Source organism: Bacillus sp. LSHTCR4, assembly GCF_057197025.1.
In genome coordinates, this window is the sequence record NZ_JBXUNO010000002.1 from 783,124 (window position 1) to 797,941 (window position 14,818).

General features: G+C 34.6%; 20 protein-coding genes, 1 pseudogene and 1 riboswitch. Of the genes and pseudogenes, 15 read left to right on the plus strand and 6 right to left on the minus strand.

All coding sequences use genetic code 11. From position 1 onward, the window contains the following. The first annotated feature begins 65 nt into the window (after nucleotides 1–65). Nucleotides 66–207, plus strand: a riboswitch (SAM riboswitch). A gap of 91 nt (nucleotides 208–298) precedes the next feature. From mtnK to AC2CGR_RS17895, 3 genes are all read left to right on the plus strand, one after another. After that, on the plus strand, nucleotides 299–1,480 hold the full coding sequence (gene mtnK, locus AC2CGR_RS17885; protein ID WP_484481035.1) for an S-methyl-5-thioribose kinase: 1,182 nt from the start codon (nucleotides 299–301) through the stop codon (nucleotides 1,478–1,480). Continuing rightward, nucleotides 1,477–2,532 carry an S-methyl-5-thioribose-1-phosphate isomerase gene (gene mtnA / locus AC2CGR_RS17890; RefSeq protein WP_087966188.1) on the plus strand — a complete coding sequence of 352 codons (1,056 nt, stop codon included), beginning with the start codon at nucleotides 1,477–1,479 and terminating at the stop codon, nucleotides 2,530–2,532. Before mtnK ends, mtnA begins: the two co-directional genes overlap by 4 nt. 74 nt (nucleotides 2,533–2,606) lie before the next feature. After that, nucleotides 2,607–2,768, plus strand: coding sequence for a YvrJ family protein (locus tag AC2CGR_RS17895; protein ID WP_000393331.1), 162 nt, complete (start codon nucleotides 2,607–2,609; stop codon nucleotides 2,766–2,768). Nucleotides 2,769–2,798: 30 nt separating this feature from the next. Here AC2CGR_RS17895 and AC2CGR_RS17900 read toward each other — a convergent pair whose 3' ends face one another. Further along, complete coding sequence (locus tag AC2CGR_RS17900; protein ID WP_029439801.1) at nucleotides 2,799–3,575, minus strand: 3-hydroxybutyrate dehydrogenase; 777 nt, start codon at nucleotides 3,573–3,575, stop codon at nucleotides 2,799–2,801. Nucleotides 3,576–3,770: 195 nt separating this feature from the next. On the opposite strand from AC2CGR_RS17900, the gene AC2CGR_RS17905 reads away from it, so the two are divergent. The 4 genes and pseudogenes from AC2CGR_RS17905 to AC2CGR_RS17920 all read left to right on the plus strand — a co-directional run bounded on the left by AC2CGR_RS17905 (nucleotide 3,771) and on the right by AC2CGR_RS17920 (nucleotide 5,911). Continuing rightward, complete coding sequence (locus AC2CGR_RS17905; RefSeq protein ID WP_000107970.1) at nucleotides 3,771–4,103, plus strand: PadR family transcriptional regulator; 333 nt, start codon at nucleotides 3,771–3,773, stop codon at nucleotides 4,101–4,103. Then, a complete protein-coding gene (locus AC2CGR_RS17910; RefSeq protein ID WP_484481036.1) occupies nucleotides 4,103–4,867 on the plus strand; it encodes a DUF1129 domain-containing protein in 765 nt (254 codons plus the stop codon). Before AC2CGR_RS17905 ends, AC2CGR_RS17910 begins: the two co-directional genes overlap by 1 nt. Before the next feature lie 16 nt (nucleotides 4,868–4,883). Further along, nucleotides 4,884–5,645: a DUF1129 domain-containing protein gene (locus AC2CGR_RS17915; protein ID WP_484481037.1), complete on the plus strand. Its 762-nt coding sequence runs from the start codon at nucleotides 4,884–4,886 to the stop codon at nucleotides 5,643–5,645. Nucleotides 5,646–5,700: 55 nt separating this feature from the next. Next, a pseudogene (locus AC2CGR_RS17920) lies at nucleotides 5,701–5,911 on the plus strand (DNA-binding protein). Between the two features lie 15 nt (nucleotides 5,912–5,926). Here the strand turns inward: AC2CGR_RS17920 and AC2CGR_RS17925 are convergent. Then, on the minus strand, nucleotides 5,927–6,544 hold the full coding sequence (locus AC2CGR_RS17925) for an ImmA/IrrE family metallo-endopeptidase (protein WP_029439798.1): 618 nt from the start codon (nucleotides 6,542–6,544) through the stop codon (nucleotides 5,927–5,929). 174 nt (nucleotides 6,545–6,718) lie between these two features. Between AC2CGR_RS17925 and AC2CGR_RS17930 the strand changes: the two genes are divergently transcribed. The 3 genes from AC2CGR_RS17930 to AC2CGR_RS17940 all read left to right on the plus strand — a co-directional run bounded on the left by AC2CGR_RS17930 (nucleotide 6,719) and on the right by AC2CGR_RS17940 (nucleotide 8,885). Beyond that, nucleotides 6,719–7,012, plus strand: coding sequence for a DUF3928 family protein (locus AC2CGR_RS17930; protein ID WP_484481038.1), 294 nt, complete (start codon nucleotides 6,719–6,721; stop codon nucleotides 7,010–7,012). Between the two features lie 108 nt (nucleotides 7,013–7,120). Then, nucleotides 7,121–7,570, plus strand: a complete 450-nt coding sequence (locus AC2CGR_RS17935; RefSeq protein WP_484481039.1) for an NUDIX hydrolase — start codon at nucleotides 7,121–7,123, stop codon at nucleotides 7,568–7,570. A 139-nt stretch (nucleotides 7,571–7,709) separates the two neighbouring features. Continuing rightward, nucleotides 7,710–8,885, plus strand: a complete 1,176-nt coding sequence (locus AC2CGR_RS17940) for an acetyl-CoA C-acetyltransferase (protein ID WP_002194058.1) — start codon at nucleotides 7,710–7,712, stop codon at nucleotides 8,883–8,885. A 29-nt stretch (nucleotides 8,886–8,914) separates the two neighbouring features. Here AC2CGR_RS17940 and AC2CGR_RS17945 read toward each other — a convergent pair whose 3' ends face one another. Then, nucleotides 8,915–9,667 carry an AAA family ATPase gene (locus tag AC2CGR_RS17945; RefSeq protein WP_484481040.1) on the minus strand — a complete coding sequence of 251 codons (753 nt, stop codon included), beginning with the start codon at nucleotides 9,665–9,667 and terminating at the stop codon, nucleotides 8,915–8,917. Between the two features lie 10 nt (nucleotides 9,668–9,677). Next, nucleotides 9,678–9,947 (minus strand): hypothetical protein, encoded by a 270-nt coding sequence (locus AC2CGR_RS17950; RefSeq protein ID WP_484481041.1) that lies wholly within the window; start codon nucleotides 9,945–9,947, stop codon nucleotides 9,678–9,680. A 148-nt stretch (nucleotides 9,948–10,095) separates the two neighbouring features. Here AC2CGR_RS17950 and AC2CGR_RS17955 point away from each other — a divergent pair, with 148 nt between their 5' ends. Then, nucleotides 10,096–10,824: a DUF4184 family protein gene (locus AC2CGR_RS17955; protein WP_087966196.1), complete on the plus strand. Its 729-nt coding sequence runs from the start codon at nucleotides 10,096–10,098 to the stop codon at nucleotides 10,822–10,824. Nucleotides 10,825–10,861: 37 nt separating this feature from the next. Then, complete coding sequence (locus tag AC2CGR_RS17960; RefSeq protein WP_270184831.1) at nucleotides 10,862–11,626, plus strand: hypothetical protein; 765 nt, start codon at nucleotides 10,862–10,864, stop codon at nucleotides 11,624–11,626. Nucleotides 11,627–11,672: 46 nt separating this feature from the next. On the opposite strand, the gene AC2CGR_RS17965 is transcribed toward AC2CGR_RS17960, so the two are convergent. After that, nucleotides 11,673–12,104 (minus strand): DUF3997 domain-containing protein, encoded by a 432-nt coding sequence (locus tag AC2CGR_RS17965; protein WP_087966198.1) that lies wholly within the window; start codon nucleotides 12,102–12,104, stop codon nucleotides 11,673–11,675. Between the two features lie 131 nt (nucleotides 12,105–12,235). Here AC2CGR_RS17965 and AC2CGR_RS17970 point away from each other — a divergent pair, with 131 nt between their 5' ends. The 3 genes from AC2CGR_RS17970 to AC2CGR_RS17980 all read left to right on the plus strand — a co-directional run bounded on the left by AC2CGR_RS17970 (nucleotide 12,236) and on the right by AC2CGR_RS17980 (nucleotide 13,538). Then, a complete protein-coding gene (locus tag AC2CGR_RS17970; protein ID WP_000769094.1) occupies nucleotides 12,236–12,691 on the plus strand; it encodes an RDD family protein in 456 nt (151 codons plus the stop codon). A gap of 174 nt (nucleotides 12,692–12,865) precedes the next feature. Continuing rightward, entirely contained in the window at nucleotides 12,866–12,964 is a 99-nt protein-coding gene (locus AC2CGR_RS17975) for a hypothetical protein (RefSeq protein ID WP_000145657.1), read from the plus strand. 64 nt (nucleotides 12,965–13,028) lie between these two features. Beyond that, entirely contained in the window at nucleotides 13,029–13,538 is a 510-nt protein-coding gene (locus AC2CGR_RS17980; protein ID WP_000218421.1) for an SDR family NAD(P)-dependent oxidoreductase, read from the plus strand. 55 nt (nucleotides 13,539–13,593) lie between these two features. On the opposite strand, the gene AC2CGR_RS17985 is transcribed toward AC2CGR_RS17980, so the two are convergent. Beyond that, nucleotides 13,594–14,694, minus strand: coding sequence for an ABC transporter ATP-binding protein (locus AC2CGR_RS17985; protein WP_087966200.1), 1,101 nt, complete (start codon nucleotides 14,692–14,694; stop codon nucleotides 13,594–13,596). Nucleotides 14,695–14,818 lie beyond the last annotated feature (124 nt).

Genomic DNA, 14,818 nt, shown 5'->3' on the forward strand with positions numbered 1-14,818 from the left:
ACAAGTGATTTTTATTCTTGGTATAGTCTTCAACATAAAGTTAAAAATTCTAAAAAATTATACAACTCTTATCAAGAGCAGGTGGAGGGATTTGGCCCGATGAAGCCCAGCAACCGACCGTAATACCATTGTGAAATGGGGCGTTTATGACGCCAAAAGGCACGGTGCTAATTCCAGCAGAAAGTAAAACTTTCTGGCAGATAAGAGGGGAGAAGATAAACTTCAAACCTCTTTCTTAGTGGAAAGAGGTTTTTCTACGTCAGAAAAACCTCTGAAAATAAAAAAGGGGGAGAAGACGATGGGATATTATGCATTAACTGAAACAACAGCTATACAATATGCGAAAGAACACGGTTATTTTGAAAAGAAAGCAAATGTAGTTTGTCATGAAATTGGAGATGGAAATTTAAATTACGTGTTCAAATTAGATGATGGAGAGAAGTCTATTATAATAAAACAGGCACTGCCGTATGCGAAAGTAGTTGGTGAAAGCTGGCCGTTATCTATAAAAAGAGCAACGATTGAAAGCAAGGCATTACAAATTTTTGCGAAGTATGTACCAGATTATGTTCCGGTAGTGCACAGTCATGATGAAGAGTTAGCAGTTACAGTAATAGAGGACTTATCAAGACTAACAATTACAAGAAAAGGATTAATGGACGGAGAAGAATATCCACTTTTATCCCAACATATTGGCCGTTTTCTAGCGAATGTTTTATTTTATACTTCAGATTTTGGTTTACAGTCAGAAGAGAAAAGGGTACTAGAAGGTACATTTGTAAATCCAGACCTTTGCAAAATTACAGAAGATTTAGTGTTTACAGATCCGTTTGGCCATTACGATACGAATGATTATGAGCCGGAGTTACAATTGGCTGTTGATGAACTTTGGAGTGATAAAACTCTAAAACTAAAAGTGGCTCAATATAAATATAAATTTTTAACAAGAAAAGAGGCACTTATTCATGGAGATTTACATACTGGAAGTATTTTTTCATCACCTTCTGAAACGAAAGTAATTGACCCAGAATTTGCAACGTACGGTCCACTTGGATTTGACATCGGTCAATTTATTGCAAATCTATTATTAAATGCTCTATCTAGAGAAGAAGAACAGAGAAGTGTACAATTTTTCCATATAGAGAAGACGTGGAGTTATTTTGTAGAAACTTTTACGAGGTTATGGATTGGAGAAGGTGTAGAAGCATATACGAAAGAAAAACAATGGTTACCAATTATTTTGCAAAATATCTTTACTGATGCTGTTGGATTTGCCGGATGTGAAGTGATTCGTAGAACAATTGGTTTAGCTCATGTAGCAGATTTAGATGAAATAGAAAATAAAGAAACAAGAATTCAAGCTAAGAAACAAGCGTTATCCTTAGGTAAAGAACTAATAAAATATGAATCTAAGAACGCTGATATTCAACTGTTCCGATCATTATTCCAACAGACAGTTTCTGGAGGGGTAAAAGCATGAGTACAATTGTTGCGATTCCGAGGTCTGTCAGTTGGAAAGGGGATGCTATTGCAATATTAAATCAAACAAAGTTGCCCCATAGCACAGAATACAAAACATTAACGACAATTGAAGAGGTATGGAAAAGTATTGTCATGTTAGAAGTACGCGGAGCACCGGCAATTGGCATTGTAGCTGCATTTGGCTTGGCGCTTGCAGCGAAAAAATATAATACTTTACATATCGAAGAATTTCAAAAGAAGTTTAATAGAGACTGTAACTATTTAGGGACATCACGCCCAACAGCAGTCAATTTATTCTGGGCAATCGATCGTATGAGAGAATCCATCCGAGAAATTACTACAATAAAAGAAGCACAAAAAATATTAGAAGAAGAAGCGCTTCTTATTCAGCAAGAAGATGAAGCAGTATGCCGGAGTATTGGAGAACATGCATTATCATGTTTTAAAGATGGTGATAACATTTTAACAATTTGTAACGCTGGCAGTATCGCAACTGCTAGATATGGTACTGCACTAGCACCGTTTTATATTGGGAAAGAAAAAGGTGTACATTTACATGCATATGCATGTGAAACGAGACCAGTTTTACAAGGCGGACGCTTAACGACCTGGGAATTAAAACAGGCACATATTGATGTAACACTTATTACAGATAATACAGCAGCTCATGCTATTCAAACGAAAGAAATAAATGCAATTATCGTAGGAGCGGACCGAATTGTTGCAAATGGAGATACAGCAAATAAAATCGGAACAATGAATTTAGCTATATTAGCAAAGTACTTCGGTATCCCGTTCTACGTGGCAGCTCCGTTATCTACATTTGATATTACGAAACAAACAGGTGCTGAAATTGTTATTGAAGAAAGAGACGAAACAGAAGTTACGAAAATTTTTGGAAAACAAGTGGCACCAGTTGGAACTGATGTTTTTAACCCTGCATTTGACGTAACGCCGAATGAATTAATTACAGGTATTATTACTGAGAAAGGTATTATACGTGGAGATTATAAACGAGAAATTGAATCATTGTTTGAAAAAACAAGCTAATACATAATAGCTTGTTTTTTTATGCCTAAATGTGTTCTTTTCTCTTATTTATATAATGGAAGGAGGCGAAAAGAATGGAAGAGTGGATCAAGATGATAGGTAATGTAGGGTTTCCAATTGTTGTAACATTATATTTACTCCATCGAATTGAAAGCAAATTAGATGGGGTAATTGTTGCAATAGAAAAGTTGCCGCGGCAATTACTACAGTATGACGATCCTCGCGATAAAAAATAAAGTTTGCTCTTCGTGAGCAAACTTTATTTTTTATTGAGCAGTATAACCACCATCGATAACGACAGCTTGCCCGGTTATACCTTTAGCTTTTTCACTCGCTAAAAACATTGCATAATCAGCGATTTCTTGTACTTGTAATAAGCGTTTTTGTGGTACAAGTGGATAAATGACTTCCTCCAAAACATTTTCAAGTGGTACATTTCGTGTAGTAGCTAAGTCTTGTAGTTGGTTACGTACAAGAGGGGTATCGACATAACCAGGACAAAGTGCATTTACAGTAATACCATGCGTAGCGCCTTCTAAAGCAGCCACTTTTGTTAATCCAATTACGCCATGTTTGGCACTATTATAGGCGGATTTCCCTGCGAATCCAACGAGGCCATTAATGGAAGCGACATTAATAATCCGGCCATATTTTTGTTTTTTCATAATGGGAAAGGCATGTTTAATTGCGATAAAAGGAGCGATTTGCATAATTTTAATGAGTAGCTCAAATTTTTCGGTTGGAAAATCTTCAATTGGCGAAACATGTTGCATTCCTGCGTTGTTAATTAATATATGTAATGAACCGAAATGATTAACTGTTTGAGAAATTGCAGCTGTAATTTCTTCTTCAGATGTAACATCACATTTTAAACCGATAGCTTGATAGCCTTCTTCCTGTATTTGTTCAGCAGCTTCTATTGCACGTTCTTCAAGACGATCGGTAATAACGACTTTTGCACCTTCTTTTGCAAAAGCTTTTCCCATTTCATAACCAATACCACTTGCAGCACCTGTTAAAAAAACAACTCGATTTGTAACCATGATGAAAAACATCCCTTCGTAATAAAGTTCTCATATTGCTCTATTTAGAGAGTGGATAATAAAAATCCTGCAAAGATTTGGAAAAATATTGTTAGCTATCTTGTTTTGCAAAATAGTCTCTGCTATACTATTTTGTAAAGCAAGATACTTACGCTTATCTATCTTGTGAAACAAGATAGTGGGAGGATTTGAATTATGTCGACAAGTCAAATGCTGAAAGGGATTTTAGAAGGATGCTTACTTGCTATTATTTCTGAAGGTGAAATATACGGTTATGAAATGAGTGAGAAGCTAGCAAAGTATGGCTTTACAATGGCGAGTGAAGGAAGTATTTATCCGTTATTAATACGAATGCAAAAGGAAGGATTCATAACAAGTGTAATGAAAGAATCCCCATCTGGTCCAAAACGGAAGTATTATACGTTAACAGAAAATGGCGAAGATGCACTGGATGAATTTATGGATCGCTGGGAAGCGATGCAAAGTAGTGTGGAACGTCTACTTGAAGGGAAGGGGAGAAGAAAATAATGCTATCAAATGAAGCACGAAAATTTTTATTAGATATGAGATTGTTTTTGACTGCAAATAGTGTGAAAGAAAGCGATATTGAAAGCTTTATCGAAGACGCAGAACTTCATTTAATAGAAGGTGAGAGTGATGGGAAAAGTGTAGAAGAAATTTTCGGAAGCTCACCGAAAGAATATGCAAATGAACTTGTAAAAGTGATGGAAAGGGATAGACAGGAAACGTGGAAGCAAATTGGTTTTACAGTAATGAATATCGTATCGTTTTGGATTATTGCTTCTATCCTAATAGTGAATAACGGATTATTACAGATGTCACTTATTCAGTGTGTTGGATATAGTTTGTCATTGATTTTAGTTGTGATAGGTCCTAATTTTCTACTTCGCAAAATGACCTTCGTAACAAGTTTTACAAAAACATGGTTTGTTATGTGGTCTTTAGTCATAATCGCACCAATGTTTCTAATAGGGGCTGTAACGATATTAGATGTGATTTATCCTACAAAAATGTTTATATTCACCCAAATGCAAAGTTATATATTAGCCGGTGGTATTTTCATCATTACAGTAGCAATAAATATATATTTTAATGGATGGTTTAAAAACTTATATTTAATCATTCCACTTTCGATTATGTTAGTGTTTAAAACATTTACATCAGAAGACCTTGTTCCAATGTTATTTCAAATTATATGTTTATACGGAAGTTTGTTTATTTTAATTTTCCTTGAAATTATGATGAAGACGAATAGAAGAGAAACGGTTTAATAAGGGAGGGATTATTATGAAGATTTCTAAAGAAGGGGAAAAGTTTTTAATCGATACGAAAGTGTATTTAATAACGAAAGGAATTAAAGAAGAAGATGTGGACGCCTTTCTAGCAGATGCAGAACTTCATTTAATAGAAGGTGAGAAAGAGGGAAAGACGGTAAGTGATATATTTGGTGATTCGCCAAAAGAGTATGCGGAAGAATTAGTGAAAGAGATGGAGAAGGATAAAGGCGGGAGTATAAAGAGTGTTTTAGGAATGATTATTGGTATTGGTGGGTATTGGTTACTAACCAATATTTTATTTGGAAATCCGAATCAACAATTTACGTTAACAAATGTACAGTTAATTGGTTATCCTATCGTTTTAATTATTACAATTATTGGAACGATCTTTGCGTTTAGAATGTCTTCTTTTAAAAGTAAATTAGTAGAGTTTGGAATTATTTATGTAATAGTAATGATACCTATTTTATTATTAGTGTTATTAATGTTTATGAATAAATGGTATGGGACGCCAATTTTACAATCGTCGACAATGCAGACATATATATTAGCAGTAATTATATTTTTATTACTTCTTATTGGTGAAGTATATGTTCTTGGTTGGATGGGTGTTGCGGTACTAATTGTTCCTCTTGCGATTATGTTCTTATTTAAAGACTTAGAAGAAAGAAATGTATTTTGGGGAATTGCAAAGATCTTACTTATGTATGGAAGTATATATGGATTAATGAGATGGTCTTTAAAAATTGAAGAGAGAAAAAGTGTAAATTAGTTGAATTCTAATTTTTATTAAGAGGAGAACTAATATGCAAAGTATATTTTAAGGTATATTGTCTATTGTATTTTTAGGTTTAGCGATTTTTGGGTTATGTTTTGTTCTTCGGTTTAAAAGGTAAAGGGCTGCTTTGGATATGCAAAAAATTATTTCCAAAGAAATATTATATAGAGATTTTTAGAGTAATTGTATTTATGTTTAGTTGTATATTTGCATCCGTTGCAGCCGGAATTTGGTTTATTGATTGGAATATATTGTTTTAAACAGTAACAAAGTCGTTACTGTTTTTTTCTTTGCAATAAAGAGCTTTGTAAAGAGAGTGTTTTTTGTTCGTTCGTCAATAGAGACTGAATAGGAACATTTTCAGGGCGCGGGACTATCGGATACATAAGATTGGTTGGAGAAGGATGGTGCTCCGAGCCAGTTGGGGAATGAGGATCTGCGTGAGTAAGTTTTCCGTGAACACGTCTTGTAAATAAAATATGACCGATTTCGTGAGCGAGCGTATATATATTTTTCATAGGAGCAGCCGAGTTTGTTAAAACGATATATCCTGTAAGTTGTTGCTGTTTTGCTAAAGAGTAAGCGCAGGCAATTACTGCTGTTTCTTTGAAATAATCACTACCAATATAACAAATGTAAAGGTCGCATTCAGGAGCTTCATTTACACAAGTTTGGAAAAAGGATGCTAATTTTTCCTGACTTTGAATAGAATTTTTATAACTAATTTCACGGTCAGAAAAACGGAAAAGTTCATTTAAAATAATTACTTCTTGAATTTGAAATGTAATCGGGTGCCAAATTGATTCTGCAACAGCTAAATCTTTTGCAATGCGGTCATCAGAAATATCGGCGCCGGGAGTAATGCAAATACATATATTGACGTATGGATCCATAAGGAACACCTCAACTGAAAAAAGTTCTTCCTATAATATATGTGGGGAAAAGATGTCATGTATGGATAAACGCCTTCTTTATTGAATATATAGATGACAAGTCGAAAAAATTTCATAGTTCTATAACGTAGTGTGATCATCTTTTTGATATAGTAAAGAAAAGGGGGAGAATATATGTATACATTAAAAATCGTTTCAGACAGAGAAGCTCTTTATCAATTTGCAAGTTATGTAAGAGTTGTACAAGGGGTGGAAGATGTATATGTAGAGGTGGGAGAACCTTTATATGAACATCCTTTAATGAAATTTTATGTACATATTAAGCTGGAGGAAACATATGATCAGCATAAAGCGTTACAAGAAATAGCAAGATTAGTAGAACTAGGACGTTTTACATATGTCCATTATCGAAATGATGAAATTGAAGACGCTTTTGAAGCTGTAAAATATGAAAGTTTTAAGAAATAAAGGTGAAAAAAGGAGGCGAAAGCTTCCTTTTTTTCTTTAAAATTACATCAACAAAAGGAGAAAAATTTTGTTATGATAAGGAAGGGTGAGGAAAGGAGAGTTTACATATTGGGGTATATTGAAGAGTTACGAAAAGTCGTTGGTACAAAGCCGCTTATTCTAGTAGGGTCAGCAATTATTATTTTAAATGATAATCAAGAAGTGTTGCTTCAATATCGTTCAGATACATATGATTGGGGTGTACCTGGTGGAGCGATGGAGCTAGGAGAAACGACAGAAGAAACTGCTCGTAGAGAACTGTTTGAAGAGACGGGACTAAATGCGAAAATTATGCAATTTATCGGGGTTCTTTCGGGAAAAGAAGTGTACTTCCAATATCCAAATGGAGATGAAATTTTTAATGTCATTCATCTGTATCAGGGGCATCATGTGAGTGGAGAATTAAGGCTTGACCATGAAGGATTACAACTCCAATATTTTCCGGTAGATAAGTTGCCGAATTTGAATAAAACAACAGAGAAGATTTTACAAAAATTCCTATACGCATTAACAGAATAGAAGGTTAATTCCTTCTATTTTTATTATATTAAATATTTTGATTTTTTAGTATGTTTATAGTATGATAGATGTAGACATACATCTTATGGAATTTCACCTAAAAACTGACTAGGGTACATAAGAGAGGGGCAAGTGCAAAATGCATAATGTTGTTATTACAGCTGCAGTTCGTTCACCAATTGGAACTTTTGGGGGAGCGCTAAAAAATGTAACGCCAGTAGAATTAGCTGTTCCTGTACTTCAGGAAGCTGTAAAACGAGGCGGGGTAGAACCACACGAAGTTGATGAAGTGATTTTAGGTCATTGTATTCAAAGAACTGATGAAGCAAATACGGCGAGAACGGCTGCATTAGCGGCAGGATTTCCTGACACAGTTACGGGTTATACAATCCAACGCCAATGTTCTTCAGGTATGCAAGCAATTATGTCAGCTGCAATGCAAATTCAATTAGGTGTAAGTGATGTTGTTATTGCAGGTGGAGTAGAAGCAATGAGTTCAAGCCCTTATGCATTGAAACAACACCGCTGGGGACAACGCCTACAACACGGAGAAATTCGTGATACGGTGTGGGAAGTGTTAGAAGATCCGATTCATCATATTATGATGGGGGAAACAGCGGAAAATTTAGTTGAACAATATGAAATTACAAGAGAGGAACAAGATGAAGTTGCGCTTCGCAGTCATACATTGGCACTGAAGGCAATCGAGTCTGGATACTTTGACGATCAAATTGTTCCTATTACAATAAAAGAACGTAGAAAAGAAGTAGTATTTTCGAAGGATGAACATCCACGTGCTGATATTACAGCAGAAAAATTAGCTGGATTAAAACCAGCTTTCCGTAAAGACGGTTCAGTAACTGCAGGGAATGCATCTGGCCTGAATGACGGAAGCGCGGTTCTAGTATTAATGAGCGAAGAAAAAGCGAAAGAAAAAGGCTTACAACCGTTAGCTAGAATTGTTGGATATTCAGTAGCTGGAGTAGATCCGAAAATTATGGGTATTGGACCAGCACCAGCAATTCGTAAAGGATTAGAAAAAGTAGATTGGTCATTAGAAGATGCAGATTTACTTGAAATTAATGAAGCTTTCGCGGCTCAATATTTAGCTGTAGAGAAAGAATTAGGCTTAGACCGTGAAAAAGTGAACGTAAACGGTAGTGGCGTAGGACTTGGGCATCCAATTGGTTGTACAGGGGCTCGTATTACAGTAAGTTTAATTCACGAATTAAAAAGACGTGGGTTAGAAAAAGGAATTGCCTCTTTATGCGTCGGTGGCGGTATCGGGGTAGCATTATTTATAGAAGCACTATAAAAAAGAAGCAGCTATTGCTGCTTCTTTTTTTACGACTCAAATAGATGATGGAATAATCGATCACGATTTTCAAAGAAAAGTTTCGTCGTTTGATAATGCTCAGTTTCTTCTAATGTGGATTCGTGAATCCCTTCTTGTGTTAAAGAGTATATAGTGGATTCGAGATAAGCCATTAAAATAGGAGAATGCGTCGCGATAACAAATTGTGAACCTTGTTCCGCTAGTTCGTGCATTCGAATGAGCATAGAAAGTTGTCTCATCGGTGATAGAGCGGCCTCGGGCTCATCTAAAATATATAGACCTTGTCCTGAAAAACGATTCATAAATAAGGAGAAGAATGACTCACCATGTGATTGTTCGTGTAATGAGATACCACCATAGGAATTGATAACTGGATTCCCACGTGCTTCTCTATCGGCATCTATTTCATCTATATAAGAAGCAACGTTATAAAATGATTCAGCACGAAGAAAGAAACCGTCGTTTGGTGTATTGAAACTTTTGGAAATTCGAAGGTATTCATGTAAAGATGAATGTGAATCGTTTGTGCTAAAGCGGAAATTTTTCGTTCCACCTTCTGCATTAAAACCTAACGCAATTGCAATTCCTTCAAGTAATGTTGATTTACCTGTTCCGTTTTCTCCAATAATGAATGTTACATTTGGATGGAAAGCTAGTGATTGTAATGTTCGAATAGCGGGTAAGCAATAAGGATATGCGGAAAAACTAGGGATATTTTCTTTTTTTAATGTGACATTTTGTAAAAAGGGTACGTCAATCAATATATAAACCTCAATTCATAACGGATTTTGATTCTAAAAAAGCAGCAAATACAAGGGTAAGACAATTTGCAAATAGTATTGTATATTGAAGTGCGCCAAAACCAAGACCTTCCCAGCCGTAAGTCATTCTCTTCCATATGAAAATAAAAAGAATGCTTATAAAACCAACGAGAGCAGGTATATATTTTATAATTTTGTAGTGCTTCCATAGATAGAAGCCAATGTATGTACTTAAAAACAAGGTAAACAGAACAAGAAAAAAGACAAGTGTTAATGACACATGAACCCCTCCTTATTTTCTGAATATTTTATGTGGATTATATCATTTAAACTATCATATTCCAATGTGAAAATAAATATTGCATGGAGATTATTCATGTCGTTATGATAGTATGTATTCTATTGTAATTCTGAAAAGGAGCTAAAACATGCCGTTTACATTTGCACATCCAGCAGCAGTTCTTCCATTTGTGAAGAAGCGTTCTCAATATATTTCAGTAACGGCTCTTATATTAGGGAGTATGGCGCCTGATTTTGAATATTTTTTATATTTTAGACCGTATGGTATTATTGGCCATACATGGCTTGGGTTCTTGTATTTAAATTTACCACTTGTATTTCTGCTCGCATATATGTATCATTACATTTTAAAAAAGTCGTTTATAACGCATTTACCTAAACCATTTGCTGGCTACTATACATATGCAATAGATGAGAGGTGGGGGCTTCATACATGGAAGGATTTGTTTGTATTTTGCTATTCTGCATTATTTGGTATGCTCACGCATGTCATCTGGGATGCGTTTACTCATAATACGGGCTACTTTGTTATGAAAATAACATTTTTACAAAGAGAATTACATAGTATCCCAGTGTATAAATATATGCAACACGGAAGTACATGTGTTGGTTTATTATTACTATTATACGTACTATGGAAGTATAAAGATGAAACAGGGAAAGATATGATTATAGCTTCAGAAAAAAGGAAGTATTGGGTTTCGGCAATCATTGTGGCAGCTCTTATATTTATCGTTCACGCATTCGTAGATCCCTATTTTCATATTTTCCAAATAGGGGGTATAATAGTATCTGGACTGACAAGTTCGTTTTGTGGACTTCTTATTGTTTCTATCGTTTACAAAGCAAGGGACTAATTTTATATTCATGAATGATAGTGTTAGGAGAAATTAAATGATGAAAGCATGGAAAAGTATTTTTGTTTTATGTAGTTTTCTTCTTATGTTAAGTGGTTGCTTCCATCAAGAAGAAAAGAAAGTTGAACCGAAGAAGAAAGAATCTATTACTGAGACGAAAGAATATGGTGGGCGTGAGCTGAAAAAAGTAGGACAAAAAGTGAAAGAAACTGGATGGGGTACTTTTAAGTTAGAGCAGATTCATTCAGTGAATCAAACATTTGAAGTAGCACCAATGAAAATTCACGTACAAGATGTGAAAGTAATCTCTTTATCACAGATGAGTAAAGATGCAAAAAATACATTAAAAGTATATACGGCATTAACTCCTGAAGAAGTAAAACGTAGATTAGGAGATAAAGTAAATCAAGAAGATGCGGAGTTATATGCATCGCTAAGTGGAACAGAGATTAGTGATACGATTCGTTACGTTGAAATTACATATAAGGTGGAAAATAGCGGGAATAAAAATATGCAATTTTTCTCTATGAATGATGTGGTGATTAATGATAAGCAACATTTTAAAGTAGCAACGCAAAACTTTTTATATGATGAAGATACACTCGTTGGTACAAAAAATGTATCAAGAGAAGACTATAAGCCTGGTGAAACGAGAGAGGGTATTATCGGCTTAATACTTGATGATGGAAAAGAAAAGGTAAAGGATATTAAGTTTACAACAGATAACGCAGTGGCAGGAGATGCAGAAGCGCAAGATGGGGTAAAAGAGCCACAAACTTTTCATATTTCACTTTCTGAGTAAGATGTTTTTAAAAACATGTAAGAAAAAACAGTCAGCACTTACAATATTAGGCTGACTGTTTTTTGTGTTCTTTTATGTATGCATCTACACTTTGAAAAGGAACCTTAATTTTAAAAGCATCTTTTTGTTCATGAAATTGCTTTTCATTATAGGGACCAAAACGTTTATTATGTTTTACGTCAATAATCCAATAATACTCACTTTTTTTATTTGCAATCGCTGCGTCAGGGTTATTTGGATCTGACTTTTCCTCGGTTTGTTTTGCAATAATGTATTTATCATCCCAAGCTATGTCTGTAATTTTTGCAGGAATGTATTGTGTGGCGTATACAGCATCTTGCGTGGGGAAAAGTTCAAATGCATTTCCAGAAGTACGTATGAGTTCGTATTCATCGTTAATCGTATAAGAGATATGATTTGTATTTCCAGCACAACCGGCTAATAGGAATGCGACGAATAGGATTATCCATTTTTTCAATATGGGAGCCTCCTTTATAATGCTGTTGTAACACATTGTACAAGAAAAGTACGAGAAACGCTAGTTTACAATATTTTTTAGAAGTGGTACGATGAGACGGGTAAAGAAGGATATGAAGGAGTCGACATAAAATGAAGTTAAAGATGCATCGTCCAGCGCTTGTAATGAATCGCATAGGTGCTTCCCTAATTGACATGTTTTTAATCTCGGTTATGTATGGTGCAGTAGTAGCTGTTATGACTGGAAATTATAGTGCTATTTTTAATCGTTTTAATATTAGTTTTGGAGATTATAGATATGATCTCGTAGTAGTTTTTATATTAATGGCGATATATTTTATTTTGCTACCCTTTATTTGGAACGGTGTTACACTTGGTAAAAAGGTAACGAGAATAAAATTAATTTCATTGCAGAGTGAAAAGTTAACATTACAAACATTAACGATACGATTTTTTGTATTGTTATTACCGAACATATTACTACTTGGAATTCCGATATTATGTAACGTATATATGATGTTATTCCGTAAAGATAATTGTGGTTTTCAGGATTTAATTACAAAAACGAAAGTGATAAGTCTTGTATAATAAAGAAAGACCTTTTTATATAAAAAGGTCTTTCTTTATTATACAAATATATTTTAATGGATATATAATAAGGAACAAGTTAATCTATGTCATTTTCGGGTTCAATAGATTGAAAATTAAGAAAATGTTATAATAATTAAAATCATATCTTTATATAATAAGGGGGAAATTGAAATGACTGGAGGTAGCGTAATCTTTTGGGGGATTTTAATTTTCATCGGTTTAGTGTTCGATCAGCGTAATAGTAAGAAAAAAGAAGGAGTAAAAAAGTAATCGCTTACAAATAAATGAGCAACTTTTCTTGCTTGCAGACTAATCTCATAAAGGAGTATACTGAATGACGGTAAGACTTATAGAAGGGGTAATGAAAATGAAGCTTGCAGGAAAAGTTGCCATCGTAACTGGCGGTGGCATCGGTATTGGACGTAATACAGCTCTTTTGTTGGCTAAACAAGGCGCAAAAGTAATTGTGACGGACATCGATCAAGAAAGTGGACAAGCAACAGTGGAGGAAATTACGAATCTAGGCGGAGAAGCACTTTTTGTATCCTATGATATGGAAAAACAAGGAGATTGGCAACGCGTTATCAGTGTTACTTTGAATGCATTCAGTCGCATTGATATGCTTTTTCAAAATGCTGGTTTGTATAAAATAGATTCTATTTTTTCACGCCAACAAGAGAACGATTCCAATGTACTTTGTATTAATGACGTATGGATAGAGATAAAACAATTAACGTCATCTTTTATGAAACAGCAAGAAGAAGTGGTGCTGAGTGACTTACCGATTTTCGGTATTATTGGCACAAAAGGACAATCATTTCATACAGTAGAAGCCCTCGTATAATAATGAAAACCGCCCTCAATATATGTGGACGGTTTTTTTGTATGAAAATTATTTTTTAACGAATGCGTTGTTCGGTCTGACTATTAAAGAAATGTGCTTTATTCATATCAAATGCTAGTTTAATTTGGTCACCAGGTGAGAATGTATGTCTTGCATCAACACGTGCTGCAAAATCTTGATTTCCAAGTTTCATATATAAAATAGATTCAGCACCTAATAACTCAGCAACTTCTATGTTTGTTGTAAAGGCAGTAGATTGTGAAGCTTCTAAAAATAATAGTTCATCATGAATATCTTCGGGACGAATTCCTAAAACAATGTCTTTATTTACATAGCCTTGTTCACGTAACATCTTCATTTTTCCTTCAGTTACTTTAATTTTTATTGCATTGTCTATAACGAAATCGGTTTCAGTTAATTTACCACGGAAGAAATTCATCGCTGGAGAGCCGATAAATCCACCAACGAAAATATTTTCAGGTGTTTCATATACTTCTTTTGGAGTACCGATTTGTTGAATTTTTCCGTCTTTCATAACAACAAGACGAGAAGCCATTGTCATCGCTTCAGTTTGATCATGCGTTACATAAATTGTTGTCGTTCCAAGGCGGTGGTGTAACTTAGAAATTTCTGAGCGCATTGCAACACGTAATTTAGCATCTAAGTTAGATAAAGGCTCGTCCATTAAGAACACTTTTGCGTCTCGAACGATTGCTCTCCCTAACGCAACACGTTGGCGTTGTCCACCGGATAAAGCTTTCGGTTTTCTATCTAAATATTGTTCCAGTCCTAAAATTTTTGCTGCATCTTTCACACGACGATCAATTTCATCTTTTGGTATTTTTCTAAGTTTTAATCCAAATGCCATATTATCATACACACTCATATGTGGATATAGGGCATAGTTTTGGAAGACCATTGCGATATCGCGATCTTTTGGAGGGACATCATTCATTAGCTTACCATCAATTGAAAACTCTCCTTTTGAAATATCTTCAAGTCCAGCCACCATTCGTAATGTTGTAGATTTTCCGCATCCAGAAGGACCGACAAATACGATGAATTCTTTATCTTGAATGTGTAAATTGAAGTCTGTTACAGCTGTTACGTTATTATCATATATTTTATAAATGTTTTCTAATTTTAGTTCTGCCATGGTATTTCCCCCTAGAAATAATTATGCAAACGTTTTCTTTGAGTTTATTATAAACGAATAGATTTAAAAAATAAACAAAAAAATAAAACGTTTTCATTTATTGGAGGAATATTAGTAATTTTCA

Coding starts and splice junctions, on each gene's coding strand:
- mtnK (WP_484481035.1), top strand. CDS start 299: ATGGGATATTATGCATTAACTGAAACAACAGCTATACAATATGCGAAA.
- mtnA (WP_087966188.1), top strand. CDS start 1,477: ATGAGTACAATTGTTGCGATTCCGAGGTCTGTCAGTTGGAAAGGGGAT.
- AC2CGR_RS17895 (WP_000393331.1), top strand. CDS start 2,607: ATGGAAGAGTGGATCAAGATGATAGGTAATGTAGGGTTTCCAATTGTT.
- AC2CGR_RS17900 (WP_029439801.1), bottom strand. CDS start 3,575: ATGGTTACAAATCGAGTTGTTTTTTTAACAGGTGCTGCAAGTGGTATT.
- AC2CGR_RS17905 (WP_000107970.1), top strand. CDS start 3,771: ATGTCGACAAGTCAAATGCTGAAAGGGATTTTAGAAGGATGCTTACTT.
- AC2CGR_RS17910 (WP_484481036.1), top strand. CDS start 4,103: ATGCTATCAAATGAAGCACGAAAATTTTTATTAGATATGAGATTGTTT.
- AC2CGR_RS17915 (WP_484481037.1), top strand. CDS start 4,884: ATGAAGATTTCTAAAGAAGGGGAAAAGTTTTTAATCGATACGAAAGTG.
- AC2CGR_RS17925 (WP_029439798.1), bottom strand. CDS start 6,544: ATGGATCCATACGTCAATATATGTATTTGCATTACTCCCGGCGCCGAT.
- AC2CGR_RS17930 (WP_484481038.1), top strand. CDS start 6,719: ATGTATACATTAAAAATCGTTTCAGACAGAGAAGCTCTTTATCAATTT.
- AC2CGR_RS17940 (WP_002194058.1), top strand. CDS start 7,710: ATGCATAATGTTGTTATTACAGCTGCAGTTCGTTCACCAATTGGAACT.
- AC2CGR_RS17955 (WP_087966196.1), top strand. CDS start 10,096: ATGCCGTTTACATTTGCACATCCAGCAGCAGTTCTTCCATTTGTGAAG.
- AC2CGR_RS17960 (WP_270184831.1), top strand. CDS start 10,862: ATGATGAAAGCATGGAAAAGTATTTTTGTTTTATGTAGTTTTCTTCTT.
- AC2CGR_RS17970 (WP_000769094.1), top strand. CDS start 12,236: ATGAAGTTAAAGATGCATCGTCCAGCGCTTGTAATGAATCGCATAGGT.
- AC2CGR_RS17975 (WP_000145657.1), top strand. CDS start 12,866: ATGACTGGAGGTAGCGTAATCTTTTGGGGGATTTTAATTTTCATCGGT.
- AC2CGR_RS17980 (WP_000218421.1), top strand. CDS start 13,029: ATGACGGTAAGACTTATAGAAGGGGTAATGAAAATGAAGCTTGCAGGA.
- AC2CGR_RS17985 (WP_087966200.1), bottom strand. CDS start 14,694: ATGGCAGAACTAAAATTAGAAAACATTTATAAAATATATGATAATAAC.